The following is a 19,957-nucleotide window of genomic DNA, read 5'->3' on the forward strand; positions in this document are numbered from 1 at the left end:
CGGGGGTACTCCCCAACCACCCGCGCCGCCTCAACCGGTCACTTCAGCCGGGGGGTTATTCGGTAGGAACGTCGGCCTTGGGCGGACGGCGGTCCTTGACGATGGACAGCGGTACGTCGTCGGCCGCTATCTCCAGGATCGGATGGCCGTCCAGCAGCGACGGGCAGCGCTTCACCTGGGTGAAGGCCAGGAAGAAGTCGGCCTTGCGCCAGTCCGGCTCGATCCCGTTGACCAGACGCAGCCAGGGCGGCAGTTCGAACCGGACCGCCAGCGTGTTGCCGCAGACGGTCAGGGTGTACTGCCGCGGCGGCGGGCGGCCGTCATTCTCGCGCTCGACATACTCGATCAGCTCCTGCAACGCCTCGTGCAGGGAATTGCCCCAGTAATCCAGCTCGAACTTGCCATCGGCGCCCCGTACGCCGCCGACGAACTGGTTGTAGTACACGTACTGGTTCGGATGCATGGCGCCCAGCTGCCACGCGTACACCACAGCGACCACGGTCATCGCGGCGGCGAAGCCCTGCCCCAGCGCCCGTCCGCCGCGCTGGCACAGCGTCCACAGACGGTCGGTGGCGATAGCGGCCATCACCACGAAGGGCGGCACCAGGAACAGGAAATGGCGGATGCCGTTGTAGACCGACGGCCGCATCAGGATGAACAGCAGGATCGGCAGGAATCCCGCTAGCGCCAACGGGGTGTAGCGCACCAGCGTGAAGGCGCCGGTCCGCCGCCAGCCGCCGCGGGCCAGCCAGACCGCGGCCAGCACCACCGCCGCGGCGACGCCGATCACCACCGCTTCCGGCAGCTTCACCGCCAGATAGACCGGCAGATACAGGGCGGGCGGGTCGTTGGAATGGACCAGTTCGCCCATGAACAGGGTCTGGATGTCGATGGGGAAATGCGAGACGACGCGCAGCGCCTCCAGCGGATTGCGCAGCGGCCTCTGCACCACCCAGGGCCAGAACACGGCCATGATCGCATAGGCGACGGGAATCGCCGGCCACAAGGACAGGAAGGCGCGGCGCGCATCGACGAGCGCCCAGCGATGCCCCTCCTGCTGCGTCACCAGCGCGAAATGCAGCGCCATGGCGACCGCCAGATAGAAACCGGCCAGCACCCCGCCGACGCGGATCGCCAGTGTCAGGCCCAGCACCAGCCCAAATTTCAGCACCGCGCTGCGGCTGGGCCGCGGCAGCTGCTTCAGGATGCGGGTGGCGAAATAGAGCGTCCACACCATGCCGGCCGCGAAGGGCACGTCCTTGGTGTTGTTGAACATGGCTCCGTAATAGACGCCGCTCAGCGACAGCAGCGCCGCGGCGATGAAGCCGGCGCGCGGGCCGGCCAGCAGCCGGGTGTAGCGCCATGTCCCGGCAATGCCCAGCACACCGACCAGCGCGCAGAGCAGATGCCGCGTCTCGTACTCCTCGAAGGGGGAGAACGGCACGATGACGGCGGTGACGAGGTCGAACAGTCCGCCGTAATAGGCCAGATCCTTGAAATGGAAGGCGGACCGGTCCTGGAAGAAGCTGGTGTAATAGGACAGCAGCTTCTTGCCGTAGATGTGCTGCACCTCCTCGTCCGTGCTGATGCCGTAGCTGAGGAAGGTCAGGGCGGCGAGAATCAGCAGCCCCAGCAGCAGCGCACGCGACAGCCCGTCCCACAGCGCCGCCTCGCCGCGCGGCAGCGTAAGACCGGAGGCAGTGGCAGGCTTGCCGGTATCGGAGGATGGCGCGGCGGTTGCGGACGGGCGGCGGCGGGCGGCAGGCGCCCCGTCACCGGCGTCTTCGTCGCCGGTGCCCAGGCGGGTCTCGATGCTCATCGCTGCGGCTCCTGCCCCGCCGGATCGCCGACCGGTTCGAACTCGCGCCCGTGCTCATCGTCCGCCGTGCCGAAGCCGTGGGCGGAGCGCACGATGAACAGCGGCCTGCCCTTCACCTCGGCGAAGACGCGGCCCAGATAATCGCCGATGATGCCCAGCGTGATCAGCTGGATGCCGCCCAGGAACAGCACCGCGACCAGCAGCGATTCGTAGCCGGGCACGTCGATGCCGTGGAAGAGCGTGCGGACCAGCCGGATCAGGATATAGACGAAGGCGACGCCCGACACGGCCACGCCCACCAGACTCCACACCCGCAAGGGGAAGGTGGAGAAGGCGGTCAGTCCGTCGAAGGACAGGCGCAGAAGCTTGACGAAGCCCCACTTGGTGTCACCGCCGGCGCGTTCCCCCTGCTCATAGGGGATGGCGGCCTGACGGAAGCCGACCCAGGCAAAGATGCCCTTCATGAAGCGCGTGCGCTCCGGCATCCGGTTGATTACCTCGACCACGCGGCGGTCCATCAGGCGGAAATCGCCGACCTCGCGCGGCAGCTTGACCTCCGACAGATGGTCGAAGACCCAGTAGAACAGCTTGGCGAACAGCCGGTGCTTCAGGCTCTGCCCGACGCGGGCGTGCCGCACGGCGACGACCACGTCGAACCCCTCACGCCACTTGGCGATGAAGTCCGGCAGCAGTTCCGGCGGATGCTGCAGGTCGGCGTCCATCGGCACCACGGCGTCGCCCGTGGTGTGGCTGAGCCCGGCGGACAGCGCCAACTCCTTGCCGAAGTTGCGCGACAGGTCGACCACCTTCACCCGTGGGTCGCGGTCATGGACGTCCAGCAGCCGGTCGACGGTGTTGTCGCGGCTGCCGTCGTTGACGCAGACCACCTCCCAATCCATGTCCAGCCCCTCCAGCACCGGAGTGAGCCGGGCGAATAGGGCGTCGATGTTGGGACCTTCGTTATAGAAGGGGATGACGACCGACAGGCGTCCGCGCCGCGGGCGGCCTAAACGATCGGTGCCGAGCCGGCATGCGGACGTGGTGCGAGCATCCGAAGAGGCCGCGGAAATGGGCGCGTCGGGAATGGACATGGCCAGCCGTCGGGTCAAAGCGTCATAGACCGGGAGGATGAGGGATCGGCGACGACCCCGGACGGCCGCTGCGCCCTTTGGCATATACCACGATAGCAGTGGATGTTCAAAATGCCTCTCCTGTGACCGCCACGGCACAAAAAATGGCCTTTCCGCCCGTGATGGCGCCGACGGGACGGCAGCCCGCGGCCCCTACGCAACGGGCAAACGTGCAAGGCATGCGTTTATTCCAAGCCCGTCGTCCGTTGCGTTCCCCAGCGCCAGCCAAGCGTCACCCAGGACCTTCCAGGCCGCGATATCCGTCAACCCGGCCATACCGGGGCATGTGGCACGTTTCCTGAAACCGGTCGTGGGGGCTGACCTTTCCGGTCCCCCCTGACCAAGCGCTGAGCAGCGACACTGTGCCGACGGAGGCCTCGACCATGAGCCTTTTCAATCGCTTTTCCGTGGGTTCCAAGATCACGGCGGCCAGCGCCGGCATCCTGGTGTTCCTGGTGCTGATCGGCGGCATCGGCGTGGTCGGCCTGTCCGATGCCGGCGGCGCGGTGGAAACCTACCGGCGGCTTGGCCAGCAGACCAACGAGGCCGGGCACATCCAGGCCCTGATGCTGGAGATGCGCCAGCAATCCACCCGATTCTTGCTGACCGGCGAGCCGGAGGTCGGCGCCAGCGTCCGCCGCCTTGCCAGCGAGGCGGCGCAGGCCATCGATAAGGCCCGCAGCCTGTTCGCCGACGCGGCCCTGCTGCAGACCGTCGACCATATGGCGCAGGAAATCGCCCAATATCAGGAGGCCTTCGCCGCAACGATGGCGTTGCAGGCGGAGCGTAGCAAGGCCATCGCCGAGTTGGACGAGATCGGACCCCGGCTGGAAAGCGCACTGGACAAGATCATGGACAGCGCCAGTTCCGCCGGCGACACCGATGCCGCTTATCTTGCGGGCATGGCCCTGCGCCACATGCTGTCCGCCCGCATCTCGGCCACGCGCTACAACGTCGACGGCTCCCCGGCACTGGCGAGCCAGACCCGCTCGCAATTCACCGACGCCGCCAGCCGCGGCGGGGCGATGATGGCGAGGCTGACCGACCTTGAACGGCGCAAGATGGCGATGTCCTACACCGCGATGCTGCGCGTCTACACCACCGGCTTCAATGCCGTGGTTAAGGCGACAACCGAGCGCGACCGGCTGGTGACCGAGGTGCTGATCCCCGTCGGCGACTCCATCGCCACCGAGGCGGAGCAGCTGACCGTCTCCAGCGTCGACCATCAGAAGATTTTGGGCGAGGAAACCGGCGCCTTCATCACCAAGGCGCTCACCGTGATGATCGCCGCCTCTCTGGTCGCGGTGGTGCTGGGGCTGGCGACCGCGCTGCTGATCGGGCGTGGGCTGTCGCGCCCGGTGGTGGCGATCACCGACCGGATGACCCGGCTGGCCGGCGGCGACCGCAGCGTCGACATCCCCGGCCTGGACCGCGCCGACGAGATCGGCGGCATGGCCAAGGCCCTGCAGGTCTTCAAGGACAGCCTGATCGAGAGCGACCGGCTGGCCGAGTCCCAACGGGCCGACCATGAGGCGCGCCGGAACCGCGGCGAGCGGATCGACCGGCTGACCCAGGAGTTCGACCGGCTGGTCCTGGCGGCGCTGGGCCGGGTCTCAGCGGCGGCAACGCAGCTTCAGGCGACCGCCCAGACCATGTCCGCCACCGCCGAGCAGACCACCCGGCAGGCCGACGCCGTCGCCAACGCCTCCCATGAAGCCACCGGCAATGTGGAGACGGTGGCCGCCGCGACCGAGGAGCTGACCGCCTCCATCGCCGAGATCGGCCGGCAGGTGGCCGAAAGCACCCGCATCGCCGGGCAGGCGGTCGCCACCGCCGAGAAGACCGACGGCACCGTCCGCGGGCTTGTCGATGCCGCCCAGCGCATCGGCGAGGTCGTGCAGCTGATCACCGACATCGCCAGCCAGACCAACCTTCTGGCGCTGAACGCCACCATCGAGGCGGCACGGGCCGGTGAAGCCGGCAAGGGCTTCGCCGTGGTGGCGTCGGAGGTCAAGAACCTCGCCAGCCAGACCGCCAAGGCGACGGAGGAGATCGGCAGCCAGATCGCCGACATCCAGGAGATCAGCCGGCAGGCCGCCGGCGCCATCGCCGAGATCGGCCGGGTGATCGCCGAGATCAACCACATCTCCACCACCATCGCCGCCGCGGTGGAGGAGCAGGGTGCCGCCACCAAGGAGATCAGCCGCAACGTCCAGCAGGCGGCGCGCGGCACCCAGCAGGTGTCCGGCAACATCGCCGGGGTGTCGGAGGCCGCGGCATCCACCGGCGACGCCTCGCGCGAAGTGTTGACCGCCGCCGACGGGCTGAACCATGAGGCGACCGACCTGCGCGGCTTCGTGTCGCGCTTCCTGACCGATATGCGAGCCGCGTAAGAAACGGCACCGAACTTCGGCGCGGCTGTGACAGTTGTGGCGCCGGCATGACCCGAACAGACCGGGTCTTGCCGGCGCCCATCTTCTGCCGGGCAGCCCTGCTCTTTTGCCGGGTTACATTCCCCTTGCGCCGGAACGCCCCCTTGGGCACATAGGCGCCATGATCCTGACCCCCATCGCCATCGACGACATGCCGAAGGCCATCGCGGCCTTCGACGCCCATCTGGACGGCCATGCCCAAGCGCGGGCCGCCTTCCGCCGGATCGCCGCGACCTGGCCCGTGCGGCCGGAGGACGAACCCGGCGGCGGCGTCGACACGCCGGCCCATCGGGCCGAAGCGGTGCGGCTGGCCCATGCCCACGGCATCGACACGCTGGACGAGCCGCCCAGCCGCTCCTTCATGTGGGACGGCAAGGTGATCCGCACCGATGTCGAGGCGACGGTGATCGTGCATGAGGTGGCGCACTGGCTGTGCGCAGCGCCGGAGCGGCGGACGCTGATCGATTACGGCCTCGGCCCCGGCCCGGAGACCACCGCCCGCAAAGAAGCCCGCGCCGACAAGCGCCTGTGCTTCGAGGACTGCATGCATGAGGAGCAGCAGACTTCGCTGCTGGGCGTGCTGTGGGAGGTGGAGCTGGACCAGCCGGGGATTCTGGCCTTCCTCGAACAGAACTGGATGGAGCATTGGGAGCGGCCGAGCACCGCCGCCTTCTTCATCCGCCACGCCGAGGAACTGTTCACCCGCGGCCTGATCGACGCCGACGGCCGCCCGACGACGGCGCGGGAGTGGGCGGATGCGCGCAAGGGCGTGCTGGTGGGGTGAAGCGTCGGCTTCGAATGCCCCCACCTAACCTCCCCCGCTCTCAGCGGACCTACGGTCCGCCTGCCGCGTCAGCACAAAGCGTAGCTTTGTGCGAGAGCTAGGCGGGGGAGGGACTACTGTCGAACGCCGACAAAGCTCCAATCCCTCCCCCGCCCAGCGGGGGAGGATAGGTGGGGGTCTAACTCCGCAAGAACCCACCACCCTTGTCACCCCACCATCACGCCGCAGTGATGCGGGCGATGAAGGCCTCGATCTCGTGGTCCAGGCGGTTGAAGCTGCGCGACAGCTCTTCCGTGGTGTTCTGGACCGAACCGGCGGAATGGCCGGTGGTCTCGGCGGCCTGCTGGACCAGACGCATTTCCTGCATCACCGCCATGGTGTCGACGGCGGCGCGCTGCGACCGGGCGCTGATGTCGCGGGTGGCGGCGTCCTGCTCCTCCACCGCGGCGGCGACGGTGCCGAGCGATTCGTCGACCTGACGGATGGTGCCGACGATGGCGCGGATGGCGCCGACTGCGGCATGGGTGGCGGCCTGGACCGCGGCGATTTCCGCGCCGATCTCCTCCGTCGCCTTGGCGGTCTGGTTGGCGAGGCTCTTCACCTCCTGCGCCACCACGGCGAAGCCCTTGCCCGCCTCGCCGGCGCGTGCCGCCTCGATGGTGGCGTTCAGAGCCAGCAGGTTGGTCTGACCGGCGATGGACTGGATCAGGCCGACGACCTCCTCGATCTTGCGGCTGGCCTCGCTCAGGCCCTGGACGATGCTGTCGGTGCGGCCGGCCTCCTCCACCGCGCCGCGGGCGAGCTGCGCCGACTGGCTGATGGAGCGGGTGATCTCGTCGATGGAAGCGCGAAGCTGCTCGGCGCCGGCCGCCACGCTCTCGACCTCGCTGGTCGCCTCCTGCACGGAATGGGCGACGCTGTCGCTGTGGTGGCTGGTCTGCTTGGCGTTGTCGAGCATCGAATTGGCTTCGTTGCGCATCGAGGTGGCCGAGCGCACCACCTCGCCCATCATCGCCTTGACCGAAGCCTCCAGGTCGTTGGCGAGCGCCGACATCGCCTGACGCCGTTCCTGGTCGTTGCGGACGCGCATCGCCTCCTGTTCGCGGGACAGTTCCTGCACCCGGATGGCATTCTCCTTGAACACCTGGACGGTGCGGGCCATCTGGCCGATCTCGTCGCCGCGGTCCGCGGCGGGAATGTCGGCCTCCAGGTTGCCGCGGGCCAGCCGTTCCATCACGTCGGTCAGGCGCACGATGGGCCGGGCGATGTTCATGCCGATGAACAGGGCGACGCCAACCGTCACCAGCAACGCGCCCCCCGCCACCAGCATGAAGGCCTGGGTCGTGTTGTCGACCGACGCGTTGACCTGGGTATAGGCGTCCGTCGAGACCTTGCGTTTGTAATTCAGATAGTCGCGGCTGGTGCTCTGAAGACGGGTGTAAGCCGATTGAACCTCCTGCAGGAAGTCGAGTGGATCGACACCCATCTTGAGCAGATCGAGGAAACTTCCCACCTTTGCAAGATAGGTCGCAGCATCGCTGCCGAACCGCTCGAAATACTTCGCTTCCTCGTCGGTTTCAGCGGTAGCGCCCTTCAATGCCTCCGATTGCCCCTTCAGCTTGTCGAGCTGTGCGCTGAGGGCCTTCATCTCCTCTTCCACCGCCTTGGGCGAGGCGTTCGCGCTGTTGAGGATCACGGTCCGGTACATGCCGGCGTGGGCCACCGTCAAGGTGTCGGTCAGTCCCTGGATCTCCGCTTCCCGTGTGAAGGAGCGGTTGAACAGGGTGTCCAGCAGCGTCGACTGCTGGGTGATCGCCGACCAGCCGAGCAGCGCGATCACCAGCATGCCGATGATCGCCGTCGTCGCCGGAATGGCCATCTTGACGGGGATGTGGAAGTTGTTGAGGAGGGTCATGGGGCACCTGCGTCGGCCGTCGGTCCATGGTGCGAACCATCCGGCATGGCATTGGGGCGGAGGAACGGGCGGCGGTCGCGCGACGCCGGCGGCACCATCGGCGCCGCCCTGCGTTCCGCAATCGCCGGACCGCTCTGCGATACGTGGTTGGAACGAGAACCCTGTCCGGGGTCGCATCCGAGGCGGCCGGCCCGCCGGCACGACCACCACGGCGTCATCTCATCCCGAAAATCTTTTTCAATGATTAACAGCGATTCTTTTGCCAGAATCTTTGATCTGTCACAATCATTCGCCAGCTTCTCGACATATTCGCGCATGCAAATCTCTAACATACCAACATATGCACCAAGGCATGGCGGATTTCTATTGTCCGAACCGAACCTGGCCGAACACCACCGCGCCCGCTAAAAGTTCCCCTTTTCCGTGCTGTTCTAGAACAGGAAGCAGCCATAACGCAGTATGCATGCTTCGGAATTCATACAATTAGAGGCTAACAGGATTTCACTCTCGCATCAATGGCGCGATTTCAGGTCATACTGCCGCATGCAGCGCTGAAACAGCCGCCCTTTCCCGCGGGCGCATGGTCGACCCCCGCAAGTCGGTTCTCAGTATTTTCAAATATATGACAAGTAGAGGCGTCAGCGCGGCGAGCCGCCTCAGCCCGCGGCCGAGACCATGAAGGCGATGGAGATCGACACCGGCGACAGCAGGGTGGAGATCAGCAGCGACATCGACACCACGTCCCGGCCGGCGTTGTATCGCTCGGCGAAGACATAGGCGTTGATGCCGATCGGCAGGGCCGCGGCGGTCACGGCCGGAGCGACCCACACCGGCGGCAGGTCGAAGACATGGGTGGCCAGCAGCCAGGTCAGCAGCGGGTGCAGCCCGGTCTTGAGCAGGGCCACGACCGTCGCGGGCAGCACAGCGCCCGAAGCCGGGCTGAGCGCCAGCGACGCGCCCAGGGTGAAGCAGGCGCAGGGAAGCACCGTCTGGGCCATCATGGTGAAGCTCTTCATCACCATGGGCGGAATCGGCAGATGGATCAGGTTGGCCGCCAGCCCGAGGATGACCGACACCACCAGCGGGCTGGTCAGCGTCGCCTTGGCCGCCCCCAGCGTCGCCTGGACAGGCCGCCCGGACCGGCCGCCGCGCGCCGACCGCTGGGTCTCCGCCAGCATGGTTGCAGAGGTGAACAGCAAGGGCGACTGGAAAACAATCAGCAGCATCACCGGCACCGCCACCGTCGGCCCATAGGCCTCCATGATGATGGGTGAGCCGAGAAGCGCGATGTTGGAAAAGGAACTGGCGAGGCCGATGGGTGCGATCTGTTCCCGCCGGCCCGCCATCCGCATCCACAGCCCGCCCACCAGGAAGACCGCCACCGCCGCGATGTAGAAGGACCCCAGCACCGCCCATTCCAGCGGGTCGGGGATGTCCGCCCGCGCCATGTTGGAGAACAGCAGCGCCGGCAGCGCATAGATGCCGAGGAAACGGGAAAGCCCCTGGACCATCGCATTGCTGAACCCACGGTAGCGTGCCGCCCAGTAGCCAAGGGCGATCAGGCCGAACATCGGCAGGACGATCTGGAAAATCAGCGACATGGACACGGCACCATGTGGGCGGGGTCGGCCGGGCGGGCCGACGATGCGGGGGCTTTCCTTACACCGATCCGCTCATTCGGCGGGAACGATCTCCAGCGGCGGGACGCCCAGCACATCCACCAGGGTGGCGCCGGCCTCGATCTGCTCGGTCCACTGGCGCTCGCGCTCCAGCAGGGCGAGGCTCTGGGCCAGGGCGGCATCGGCGAAGGCCAGCGGCACGACCACCACGCCGTCCTCGTCACCCAGGATCAGGTCGCCGGGATTGACCGGCACGCCGCCGATGGCCGCCGTGACGTCCATCTTGCCGCCGAAATTCTTGTGCGGGCCACGGGCGACCGCACCCTTGGCGAACACCGGCAGGCCGAGCCCGCGGATTTCGTGCAGATCGCGGACAGAGCCGTCGACCACCAGCCCGCCCAGCGCCCGGCGCTTGCAGCAGCGCACCACCCATTCGCCGGCCAGCGCAACGTCGTCCAGGCCGCCGCCGGCCACGACGACCACGTCGCCCGGTTCGGCGAGGCTGACGGCATGGTGAACCATGCTGTTGTCGCCGGGCATGGTGACGACGGTGCGGGCCTGGCCGCAGATGCGCATGCCCGGCACCATCGGCTTGATCCGGGAATCCATGCTCTGGCAGCGGTTCAGCGCATCGGAGGCGACGCTGCTGGGCACCGACGACCATTTGGCGAGGGCGTCGGTCGACAGCCGGCGGTAGTCGACGAGATAGCGTTGCATGGCCATGGCGGGGTCCTTTCTTCGGTCTGGTCTTCGTGTCTGGATCGGGTTCGGAGGGGGGCGTGGGGGCGGTGACGGTTCCCGCTTCGGTCGATCCCGTAACCGGCGGCCCCGACACGGCCGAACCGTCCGCCATGCGGCCGGGTGACCGGCAGCGGCGAACGGGTCGAGCGATTCGGACGTCCTTATGCGGGAAGGATTCGGAACTTCAACGCGCTTTTTCGCGGATTTTCAGCGAGCGGCACAACCCCCGGAGCTTTAGACGCCATTTATTTAGATTTTGAAGTGTACTCGCATAAGCCGTCATACGCAAGGAGGTTGACAATCTGTAAATATGTCATAGGAAATTTCGTCCCGCATTGCTGGTTATCACCAAACAACACGCGCCTGAGACGTGAAATTACAAGACAGTCACCGGCCACGCTTTGGCGCTTCATAACTGCCGATACAGGCCACCGGCATTGAGGGGAGTTGAGAAAACGCGCCGACGTATAGGGCAGCGACCAATCCTACAATTGTATGCTGCCGACGGCTTGCCTTACTACAATCTATGGATATGCCAACTCAACCCGTGAGAGCGTGCCGCCAACGTCGGGCGCACAGCTTTGCGGAAATGGCGGAGGAACCGCGACGGCGGGCCGGGGGCCGGCAGGACCGTGAAGGCGTGGGTCGAGGGTAACAGGCCGGCAAGTGCGGGCGCGAAAATGCGAAAGGCCGGCACCCGAAGGTCCGGCCTTTTGAAATCGCATGCTCCAGCAGGAAGACTGGAGGAAACTGGAGCGGGCGAAGGGATTCGAACCCTCGACCCCAACCTTGGCAAGGTTGTGCTCTACCCCTGAGCTACGCCCGCGCTCCGTACCGCTTTCGAACCAGCTTGTGGTTCAGCAGCGTGTCGCTGCCGTCCGGCGGTGTGCGGCGGACTATACTCATCGGCCGACGCATTGCAAGCGCCTTGTTTCAGTTTTTTCACCGGCTGGACGATTTTCCGCTCGCCCGGTACAAGGACTGTCATGGACACCGCATCGACCCCCCTTCCGGATCAGGCGGCGCCGCTGCCGACCTCGCCGGACCAACTGCTGGCGCGGCTCGACGCGCTGGGCATCCAGGCGACCACGCACAGCCACCCGCCGCTGCACACGGTGGAGGAGAGCAAGGCCCTGCGCGGCGCCCTGCCCGGCGGCCATTGCAAGAACCTGTTCCTGAAGGACAAGAAGGACCAGCATTGGCTGGTGGTGGCGCTGGAGGATGCCAGGGTCGACCTGAACCGGCTGGACAAGGCGATCGGGTCGGCGCGGCTGTCCTTCGCCTCGGCAGACCGGCTGTGGCGCGTCCTCGGCATCCGGCCGGGGTCGGTCACGCCCTTCGCCCTGGTCAACGACACCGGGCACAAGGTGCGCGTCGTCCTGCAGAAGGCGATGATGGAGCATGACCTGCTGAACTATCACCCACTGCTGAACGACCGCACCACGGCGATCCGGCGCGATGATCTGCTGCGCTTCATACGCGCCTGCGGGCACGAGCCGGCGATCGTCGAGTTCGGTCGCGCCGAGGAGTGACCGGCCGAGCGGCGGTTTCCACGCAATGCTTGCTTGAGCCGCCTTGCGCGCTCACATATGTCGGCAACGACGAGGATCCGGGCACCGCAACGGCCGGATCGGCAACTCCATGGCCCACCGGGATGTCCTAATGGGCCAGGCATCACCAACGGGACCGAAACACGCCATGTTCTCCATGCCCCCCGCCAACGGGTCCAAGCCCGCCGCTCCTGCCGCCGCCGGTGCCGCTGACGTCGTCAAGGACAGCAGCGACCGCGCCTTCATGGCCGACGTGATCGAGGCCTCGCGCGACGTTCCGGTGATCGTCGATTTCTGGGCGCCGTGGTGCGGCCCCTGCAAGCAGCTGGGTCCGATCATCGAGAAGGTGGTGCGCGCCGCCAAGGGCGCGGTGCGCCTGGTGAAGATCGACACCGACGCCAACCCGATGATCGCCTCGCAGCTGCGCGTGCAGTCGATCCCGGCGGTCTACGCCTTCTTCCAGGGCCGGCCGGTCGACGGCTTCATGGGCGCCCTGCCCGAATCGCAGGTGAAGGCCTTCGTCGACAAGCTGGTGGCGCTGGCCAAGCAGGCCGGCGTCGGCGGCGGGGCCGGCGACCTGCTGGAGGAGGCCTTCGCCCAGGCCAAGGAGCTGATGGAGGGCGGCGACCTGCAGGGCGCGCTCGACCTCTACAGCCAGATCATGCAGGCCGAGCCGGAGAACGCCCAGGCCTATGCCGGGCTCATCCGCTGCCTGATCGCCGCCGGCGACCTGGAGAATGCCAAGCAGATGCTGGCCCAGGCGCCGGAAGCAATCGCCAAGGACAAGGAGCTGGTCAATGTCCGCGCCGCGCTCGACGTGGCGGAGCAGGCCGCCAACGCCGGCCCGATCCCGGAGCTGATGGAAAAGGTCGCCCACGACCCGAATGACCATGCCTCGCGCTTCGACCTCGCCATGGCGCTGTTCGCCGCCGGCAAGCGCGAAGCGGCGGTGGACGAGCTGCTGGAGATCTTCAAGCGCGACCGGACCTGGAACGAGGACGGCGCCCGCAAGCAGCTGGTGAAGTTCTTCGAGGCGTTCGGCCAGACCGACCCGCTGACGGTGAAGACCCGCCGGCGCCTGTCGACCATGATGTTCAGCTGACGCTTTTCAGGACACCGGACGGCTGTTCCACCGGCGAAGGGGTTCTATCTGATTGGCATGACCAGGAACCCAACCAGAAACCCCTTCGACCCCGATTTCGGCCAGTTGCCGGGGATGCTGCCCATCTTCCCGCTGGCCGGCGTCCTGTTGCTGCCGCGGGCCAGGCTACCGCTGAACATCTTCGAACCGCGCTATCTCGCGATGGTCGAAGACGCTCTGGGCAGCGGCCGCATGATCGGCATGGTCCAGCCGCTCGACCCCGCGGGGCGGGAGCGCGAGCCGGCCGTCTATGACTGCGGCTGTGCCGGCCGCATCACCAGCTTCGCCGAGACCGACGACGGCCGTTTCCTCATCACCCTGACCGGCGTCGCCCGCTTCGAGATCGGGCGGGAGGTGGAGGGTGCGCGCGGCTACCGCCGGGTGGTTCCCGACTGGCGTCCCTTCCGCGCCGACCTGGAGCCAGAGGCCTGCGGCGGCATCGACCGCAACCGGCTGCTCGGCGCGCTGAAGAGCTATTTCCGCGTCCAGGGCCTGTCGGTCGACTGGAAGTCCATCGAATCGACGCTGGACGAACGGCTGGTCAACTCGCTCGCCATGATCTGCCCCTTCACGCCCGGCGAGAAACAGGCGCTGCTGGAGGCCCCGACCCTGGCGGAGCGCGGGAAGCTCTTGATCGGGCTGGTGGAGATGGCCATTCTCGACAGCCACGACGGGGACGGCCCGCCACCCAAGCATTGATCCTTACCTTGACGATTGCGAGACACGACATGGCGACGCCCGAGGACAAGAGCAGCGAATCGAAAACCAGTGCGCGGGTCGACCCGAAGCTGCTGGAAATCCTGGTCTGTCCGCTGACCAAGGGGCCGCTGCGCTACGACGCCGAGCGCGGCGAACTGGTCAGCGAGCGCGCCGGGCTGGCCTACCCGATTCGCGACGGCATCCCGATCATGCTGATCGACGAGGCCCGCAGCCTGGACAAGGCGGGGGCGTCGCGATGAGCGGCGATGACTTCGGCACGGTCCACTGGCCGACCGAGATCCGACTGAAGAAGGAGGAGAAGCGGCTGGAGGTCGATTTCGACGACGGCCGGACCTTCTCCTACCCGGCGGAGTTCCTGCGCGTCGTCAGCCCGTCCGCCGAGGTGCAGGGCCACAACCCCAGCCAGAAACAGACCGTCGCCGGCCGTCGCCATGTCGGCATCATGCGGCTGGAGCCGGTCGGCAACTATGCCATCCGCATCGTCTTCGACGACCTGCACGACAGCGGTATCTACACCTGGAAATACCTCTACGAGATCGGCACCGAACAGGAGAGCCTGTGGGCCGAATATCTGGAGGAGCTTCAGGCCAAGGGCCTGAGCCGCGACCCGCGGCGGTAGGGCACGGGCTCCCTCTCCCGGGGCGGGAGAGGGAGCACACCTCACTTCCAGATCGGTTTCCCGCTGCCCGGCAGGCCGTAGAAGTCCCATTTTCGGCTGACCTTCTCCACGACATCGTCGGTCATGTGGAGCTTCTCGCCCCATTCGCGCTTGGTCTCCGGCGGCCATTTGTTGGTGGCGTCCAGGCCGACCTTGCCGCCCAGTCCCGATTCCGGGCTGGCGAAGTCGAGATAGTCGATGGGCGTGCCCTCGATCACCGTGATGTCGCGCGCCGGGTCCATGCGGGTCGAGATCGCCCACATCACGTCCTTCCAGTTCCGCGCGTCGATGTCGTCGTCCACGACGATCACCCATTTCGTGTACATGAACTGGCGCAGGAAGGACCAGACGCCCATCATCACGCGCTTGGCGTGGCCGGGATAAGCCTTCTTCATGCTGACCACCGCAATACGGTAGGAGCAGCCTTCCGGCGGCAGCCAGAAATCGACGATCTCCGGAAACTGCTGGACCAGCAGCGGAATGAACACCTCGTTCAGCGCCTCGCCCAGCACCGACGGCTCGTCGGGCGGGCGGCCGGTGAAGGTGGACAGATAGATCGGCTTGCGCCGCATCGTCATGGCGGTGACGGTGAAGACCGGGAAGGGCTCGACCGAATTGTAATAGCCGGTGTGGTCGCCGTAGGGGCCCTCGTCGGCGTATTCGTCCAGGCTGACATGCCCTTCCAGCACAATCTCCGCCTGGGCCGGCACCTTCAACGGCACCGTTTTGCACTCCACCAGCTCCACCTTCTTGCCGCGCAGCAGGCCGGCGAACTGGTATTCCGACAGGGTGTCGGGCACCGGCGTCACCGCGGCCAGGATGGTGCCGGGGTCGGCCCCCAGCACGACGGCGCAGGGCAGCGGCTCGCGCTTGCCACTGGCAGCCCAGCGGTGATGATGCTGGGCGCCGCCGCGGTGCTTCAGCCAGCGCATGATGGTCTTGTTCTTTCCCAGCACCTGCATGCGGTAGATGCCGAGATTGAAGTCGTCCTCGCGCTTCCCCGTCGGCCCCTTGGTGACCACCAGCGGCCAGGTGATCAGCGGCGCCGGCTCGCCCGGCCAGCAGCTCTGCACCGGCAGGCGGCCGAGGTCGATGTCGTCGCCGGTCAGCACCACCTCCTGGCAGGGGGCCGAGCCGACGGTCTTCGGCTTCATCGACAGCACGGTCTTGGCGAGCGGGATCAGTTCCAGCGCCTCGCGGAAGCCGCCCGGCGGTTCCGGTTGCTTGAGGAAGGCCAGCGTCTCGCCGATGGCGCGCAGCTGGTGCGGCTCGCGGTCCATGCCCCAGGCGACCCGCTCCACCGTGCCGAACAGGTTGACCAGCACCGGCATCTCCGAGCGCGTGCCGTCGGCCTTGACGACATTCTCGAACAGCACTGCCGGGCCGTTCTCGGCCAGCAGGCGAGTCTGGATCTCGGTCATCTCCAGCACGGTGGACACCGGCTCCTTCACCACCACCAGCCGCCCCGCCTTCTCCAGCCGGTCGATGAAGTCACGCAACGAGGTGTAGGGCATCGCAGGGTGTCCAGTGTGTGGGTGGTGCGTCCGAAACGGACGATAACCTTCAACTCGGCGGCCGGTCCGTCAAGTGCGGTGGGGTCAGATATGTGGAGAAAGACCGGTGTCGGCGCCTAGCTCGCCCAGCCATTCTTACGATGTCGGCTTTGCCTGGCGTCCAACAGTGCACTGAACTCTTCAGCATCAATGAACGGCCCGGACAATCGCTGATCAATCAGTCGCCGAAGCAGGTCGATCGTGCTTTCCGAATGCTCGTCCATGTCATCGGTCGGGAGCTTCGATGTGTCAGCCGTCATGACCACCTCCATCTCAAACGTACAGGACGCTTCCACCCGCCCAAAACAAAACCCCTTCCCCACCCCAGGCGGACCAAGGGTCCGGCCGGGCGCGGGAAAGGGGCTTCGTCACAACTCACGAACCGGGGTGCGAGACCCGGTGCGGGATCAGTACATGTGCTGGCCGCCGTTGACCGACAGGGTCGAGCCGGTCATGAAGCCGTTGTCGTCGTCGACGAGGTACAGCACGGCCTTGGCGATCTCCGAGGCGCGGCCGAGGCGGCCGACCGGGATGCGGGCAACGATCTTCTCCAGCACGTTCGGCGGCACCGCGCGCACCATGTCGGTGTCGATGTAGCCGGGGGCGATGGCGTTGACGGTGATGCCCTTGGCCGCGCTCTCCTGCGCCAGCGCCTTGGTGAAGCCGTGGATGCCGGACTTCGCCGCGGCGTAGTTGACCTGACCGTACTGGCCGGCCTGGCCGTTGACCGAGCCGATGTTGACGATGCGGCCGAAACCGCGCTCGCGCATGCCGTCGATGACGTTGCGGCACATGTTGAAGCAGGAGGACAGGTTGGTGTGGATCACCTTCTCCCACTGATCGTAGGTCATGCGGTGCATCACGCCGTCACGGGTGATGCCGGCGTTGTTGATGAGCACGTCGACCGGGCCCAGGTCGGCCTCGATCGCGGCGATACCCTTCTTGCAGGCGTCGAAATCCGCGACGTCGAACTTGTAGGTCGGGATACCGGTGCGGGCGGTGAACTCCTCGGCCGCCTGATCGTTGCCGGCATAGTTGGCGGCGACCTTGTAGCCGGCATTCTTCAGGGCGACGGCAACCGCCTCGCCGATGCCGCGGGTACCACCAGTGACGACTGCAACACGAGCCATAGTTCTTCTCCCCAGATTTAGTGATGATTGGTTGGTTTCTTTGGATTTTTATTTTTGGACGCGAGACTCCGTCCGCAGGTCCGGCGGATGCCTCGTGCCTTAGGCGAAGCGGGCCGCTTCCCTGTTCGAAAGCGGCCCGTCCGATCCTCAGTCGCGCTGAACGCAGAGGGCGATGCCCATGCCGCCACCGATGCAGAGAGTGGCGAGACCCTTCTTGGCGTCGCGCTTCTGCATTTCATACAGCAGCGTGGTCAGCACGCGCGCACCCGAGGCGCCGACCGGGTGGCCGAGCGCGATGGCGCCGCCGTTGACGTTGACCTTGCTGGTGTCCCAGCCGAGATCCTTGTTGACCGACAGCGCCTGGGCGGCGAAGGCCTCGTTCGCCTCGATCAGGTCGAGGTCGTCGACGGTCCAGCCGGCCTTTTCCAGCGCCTTGCGCGAGGCCGGAATCGGGCCGGTGCCCATGATCGCCGGATCGACGCCGGCGGTCGCCCAGGAGACGATGCGGGCCAGCGGGGTGACGCCGCGCTTGGCCGCGTTCTCCGCCGTCATCAGAACCAGGGCGGCGGCGCCGTCATTGATGCCCGAGGCGTTGCCGGCGGTCACCGTGCCGTCCTTCGAGAAGGCGGGGCGCAGCTTGGCCAGCGATTCCGGCGTGGTGCCGTGCTTGGGATACTCGTCGTCCGACACGACGACGTCGCCCTTGCGGCCCTTGATGGTGACCGGGACGATCTCGTCCTTGAAGCGGCCGGCCTTCTGGGCGGCCTCGGCCTTCTGCTGGCTGGCAGCGGCGAAGGCGTCCTGCTCCTCGCGGGTCAGCTGCCACTTCTGGGCGACGTTCTCCGCGGTGGTGCCCATGTGATAGCCATGGAAGGCGTCGGTCAGGCCGTCGCGCAGCATGGTGTCGAGCAGTTCGGCGGAGCCCATCTTGGTGCCGTTGCGCAGATGCATGACGTGCGGCGCCATGCTCATGCTCTCCTGGCCGCCGACGACCAGGACGTCGGCGTCGCCGTTCTTGATCGCCTGATAGCCGAGCGCGACGGCGCGCAGGCCGGAACCGCAGAGCTGGTTGATGCCCATGGCGGTCGCCTCCACCGGGATGCCGGCATTGACGGCGGCCTGGCGGGCCGGGTTCTGGCCCTGACCGGCGGTCAGGATCTGGCCCAGGATGACTTCGTCCACTTCCGCCGCGTCGGTCTTGGCGCGGGCCAGCGCTTCGCGGATCGCGACCTCGCCCAGAACGTGGGCGGGAACGGCGCTGAGAGCACCGTTGAAGCTGCCGATGGGCGTACGGGCGGCACCGGCGATGACAACTTCGGTCATTGAACGCTCCTCGAAATAGGACAGTTTTATTATAGCGCTGGTGGGACGCTCGGAGTGATTGTCACCTTAAGTCGGGCAATGTGACGGGTGCAAGCTGGCCGAAGGTCGCGGCGCTAACCTGTCGCAGCAAGCCATTCGGCCAGCGGATTCCACACGCCGGTCTCGGCGCCGGCGCTCACGACCATTCCGATATGGCCCAGCGGCGGGCGCAGAATGCGGGCGCCGGGGATCGCGGCGGGCAGCGCCAGGGCGGATGCGGGCGGCACGATGCGGTCGCGCTCCGGGATCAGGGCCAGGGTGGGCACGCGGATGGCGGCCGGATCGACCGGCAGGCCCGCGACCATCCAGGCCCCGGCCATCGTATCGTTGCGCCCGTACCAGCCCGCCAGCGAATCGCGCGCCACCGCGGCCACCAGCGGCACCCCGTCGTTCAGCCAGTCCTCCAGCGCGACGAAGGCCGCGGCGGTGCGGGACTCCGGCGCCATGCGGGCGAAGCTGCTGAATTTCTTCAAGGCCAGCAGCGGGTCGAGCTGGGCGAACAGCGCCTGCAGCGCGTCGGTCGGCAACTCGCCCCAGCGCTCCAGCGCCGGCCCCCAGGGCTGTATGAAGGCCGCAACCCGGCGAGCGGCGGCGGCATCCTCCGCATGGAAATCCCAGGGCGTGGCCATCAGGCCGAGCCCGGCGAGCGACCGCGGCCGGCGCTGCGCCAGCCCCGCGGCCAGCAGCCCGCCCATGCAATATCCCACCACCGGCACCGGCCGCCCAACTGCCTCCACCACCACGTCCAGCGCGCGCTCCAGCCGGCCGGCGATGTAGTCGGTCAGGGTGAAGCGGCGTTCCAGCGGCCCCGGCCGGCCCCAGTCGAGCAGAAGCGGCCGGAAGCCCCGCGCCGCCAGCCAGCGCATCAGGCTCTTGTCCCGCGACAGGTCGAGGATATAGGCGCGGTTGACCAGCGACGGCACGAACAGCACCGGCAGCCCGCTGCCCCCCGCGCCATAATCCAGCAGGCGGGATCCGCCCTCGGTCCAGACCACCGGCGGGTCGGGCAGATCGCGGACATAGGGGTGGCGGCGGTAGCGCTCGATCCCGGTCAGGACCGCGTCGATGCGGCGCCGGACCTCCCGGTCAACTTCCCGGCTCAGCCGGTCGTCGGCGCTTGGCCCCGCGCTGCCGCGCAGCCGGTCGGCCCGCGACATTTCGTCCCTCAGCGCCGCCGCCCGTTCCCTCAGTGCCGGGTTCCAGGGCAGCGAGCCGTTCCTCAAGAGCGGCAATGCGGCCGAGGAGCTGAGCAAGCTGCCCAGCGCCGCCGTCAGATGCAGGCCCAGCGGACGCGGTCCCATGCGACGGGGCGCCCCGTCCGCCCGCGTCCCCTTTTCTCCCGTCCTGTCCTGTGGGCGCTCGCTCATCGAAAGGCCGTTCGTTTTGCGGAGAGACGTTGTGGG

The 19,957-nt window shown here is 67.1% G+C and carries 18 protein-coding genes and 1 tRNA gene; 7 read left to right on the top strand and 12 right to left on the bottom strand.

Annotated elements, in window-relative coordinates; translation table 11 throughout:
- Positions 1 to 55: 55 nt before the first annotated feature.
- Together AZOLI_RS10285 and AZOLI_RS10290 are read right to left on the bottom strand one after the other, a co-directional pair.
- Positions 56 to 1,819 carry a glycosyltransferase family 39 protein gene (locus AZOLI_RS10285; RefSeq protein WP_014248566.1) on the bottom strand — a complete coding sequence of 588 codons (1,764 nt, stop codon included), beginning with the start codon at positions 1,817 to 1,819 and terminating at the stop codon, positions 56 to 58.
- Positions 1,816 to 2,910 carry a glycosyltransferase family 2 protein gene (locus AZOLI_RS10290; protein WP_014248567.1) on the bottom strand — a complete coding sequence of 365 codons (1,095 nt, stop codon included), beginning with the start codon at positions 2,908 to 2,910 and terminating at the stop codon, positions 1,816 to 1,818. The genes AZOLI_RS10285 and AZOLI_RS10290 overlap by 4 nt, the downstream gene beginning before the upstream one ends.
- A gap of 422 nt (positions 2,911 to 3,332) precedes the next feature.
- On the opposite strand from AZOLI_RS10290, the gene AZOLI_RS10295 reads away from it, so the two are divergent.
- Both AZOLI_RS10295 and AZOLI_RS10300 read left to right on the top strand, forming a co-directional pair.
- The gene (locus AZOLI_RS10295) at positions 3,333 to 5,342 is read left to right on the top strand and encodes a HAMP domain-containing methyl-accepting chemotaxis protein (protein ID WP_014248568.1); all 2,010 of its coding nucleotides are present in this window, start codon (positions 3,333 to 3,335) and stop codon (positions 5,340 to 5,342) included.
- A gap of 160 nt (positions 5,343 to 5,502) precedes the next feature.
- Positions 5,503 to 6,165 carry an elongation factor P hydroxylase gene (locus tag AZOLI_RS10300; RefSeq protein WP_014248569.1) on the top strand — a complete coding sequence of 221 codons (663 nt, stop codon included), beginning with the start codon at positions 5,503 to 5,505 and terminating at the stop codon, positions 6,163 to 6,165.
- A gap of 217 nt (positions 6,166 to 6,382) precedes the next feature.
- Here the strand turns inward: AZOLI_RS10300 and AZOLI_RS10305 are convergent, their stop codons facing one another.
- From AZOLI_RS10305 to AZOLI_RS10320, 5 genes are all read right to left on the bottom strand, one after another.
- Complete coding sequence (locus AZOLI_RS10305) at positions 6,383 to 8,080, bottom strand: methyl-accepting chemotaxis protein (RefSeq protein ID WP_014248570.1); 1,698 nt, start codon at positions 8,078 to 8,080, stop codon at positions 6,383 to 6,385.
- The gene (locus AZOLI_RS32475) at positions 8,077 to 8,397 is read right to left on the bottom strand and encodes a hypothetical protein (RefSeq protein WP_162488056.1); all 321 of its coding nucleotides are present in this window, start codon (positions 8,395 to 8,397) and stop codon (positions 8,077 to 8,079) included. Before AZOLI_RS32475 ends, AZOLI_RS10305 begins: the two co-directional genes overlap by 4 nt.
- A gap of 339 nt (positions 8,398 to 8,736) precedes the next feature.
- Positions 8,737 to 9,681 carry an AEC family transporter gene (locus AZOLI_RS10310; protein WP_014248571.1) on the bottom strand — a complete coding sequence of 315 codons (945 nt, stop codon included), beginning with the start codon at positions 9,679 to 9,681 and terminating at the stop codon, positions 8,737 to 8,739.
- Positions 9,682 to 9,753: 72 nt separating this feature from the next.
- The gene (locus AZOLI_RS10315; RefSeq protein ID WP_014248572.1) at positions 9,754 to 10,422 is read right to left on the bottom strand and encodes an RraA family protein; all 669 of its coding nucleotides are present in this window, start codon (positions 10,420 to 10,422) and stop codon (positions 9,754 to 9,756) included.
- Between the two features lie 769 nt (positions 10,423 to 11,191).
- Positions 11,192 to 11,266 (bottom strand) — tRNA-Gly (locus AZOLI_RS10320).
- Positions 11,267 to 11,426: 160 nt separating this feature from the next.
- Here AZOLI_RS10320 and AZOLI_RS10325 point away from each other — a divergent pair.
- From AZOLI_RS10325 to AZOLI_RS10345, 5 genes are all read left to right on the top strand, one after another.
- Positions 11,427 to 11,972 carry a prolyl-tRNA synthetase associated domain-containing protein gene (locus AZOLI_RS10325; RefSeq protein WP_014248574.1) on the top strand — a complete coding sequence of 182 codons (546 nt, stop codon included), beginning with the start codon at positions 11,427 to 11,429 and terminating at the stop codon, positions 11,970 to 11,972.
- Between the two features lie 166 nt (positions 11,973 to 12,138).
- Positions 12,139 to 13,092 carry a thioredoxin family protein gene (locus tag AZOLI_RS10330; RefSeq protein ID WP_014248575.1) on the top strand — a complete coding sequence of 318 codons (954 nt, stop codon included), beginning with the start codon at positions 12,139 to 12,141 and terminating at the stop codon, positions 13,090 to 13,092.
- Positions 13,093 to 13,149: 57 nt separating this feature from the next.
- Positions 13,150 to 13,830 carry an LON peptidase substrate-binding domain-containing protein gene (locus AZOLI_RS10335; protein WP_044550006.1) on the top strand — a complete coding sequence of 227 codons (681 nt, stop codon included), beginning with the start codon at positions 13,150 to 13,152 and terminating at the stop codon, positions 13,828 to 13,830.
- A gap of 29 nt (positions 13,831 to 13,859) precedes the next feature.
- A complete protein-coding gene (locus AZOLI_RS10340) occupies positions 13,860 to 14,090 on the top strand; it encodes a Trm112 family protein (protein ID WP_014248577.1) in 231 nt (76 codons plus the stop codon).
- On the top strand, positions 14,087 to 14,470 hold the full coding sequence (locus AZOLI_RS10345) for a gamma-butyrobetaine hydroxylase-like domain-containing protein (protein ID WP_014248578.1): 384 nt from the start codon (positions 14,087 to 14,089) through the stop codon (positions 14,468 to 14,470). The genes AZOLI_RS10340 and AZOLI_RS10345 overlap by 4 nt, the downstream gene beginning before the upstream one ends.
- A 41-nt stretch (positions 14,471 to 14,511) precedes the next feature.
- Here the strand turns inward: AZOLI_RS10345 and AZOLI_RS10350 are convergent, their stop codons facing one another.
- From AZOLI_RS10350 to AZOLI_RS10370, 5 genes are all read right to left on the bottom strand, one after another.
- Positions 14,512 to 16,023, bottom strand: a complete 1,512-nt coding sequence (locus AZOLI_RS10350) for a UbiD family decarboxylase (protein ID WP_014248579.1) — start codon at positions 16,021 to 16,023, stop codon at positions 14,512 to 14,514.
- A 116-nt stretch (positions 16,024 to 16,139) separates the two neighbouring features.
- Positions 16,140 to 16,322, bottom strand: a complete 183-nt coding sequence (locus tag AZOLI_RS10355; protein ID WP_162488057.1) for a hypothetical protein — start codon at positions 16,320 to 16,322, stop codon at positions 16,140 to 16,142.
- 147 nt (positions 16,323 to 16,469) lie between these two features.
- The gene (gene phbB / locus AZOLI_RS10360; protein ID WP_014248581.1) at positions 16,470 to 17,192 is read right to left on the bottom strand and encodes an acetoacetyl-CoA reductase; all 723 of its coding nucleotides are present in this window, start codon (positions 17,190 to 17,192) and stop codon (positions 16,470 to 16,472) included.
- 147 nt (positions 17,193 to 17,339) lie between these two features.
- On the bottom strand, positions 17,340 to 18,515 hold the full coding sequence (locus AZOLI_RS10365; protein ID WP_014248582.1) for an acetyl-CoA C-acetyltransferase: 1,176 nt from the start codon (positions 18,513 to 18,515) through the stop codon (positions 17,340 to 17,342).
- A 113-nt stretch (positions 18,516 to 18,628) separates the two neighbouring features.
- Positions 18,629 to 19,855, bottom strand: coding sequence for an alpha/beta fold hydrolase (locus AZOLI_RS10370; protein ID WP_167331731.1), 1,227 nt, complete (start codon positions 19,853 to 19,855; stop codon positions 18,629 to 18,631).
- Positions 19,856 to 19,957 lie beyond the last annotated feature (102 nt).

The organism is Azospirillum lipoferum 4B (assembly GCF_000283655.1).
Taxonomy (GTDB): Bacteria; Pseudomonadota; Alphaproteobacteria; order Azospirillales; family Azospirillaceae; genus Azospirillum; species Azospirillum lipoferum_C.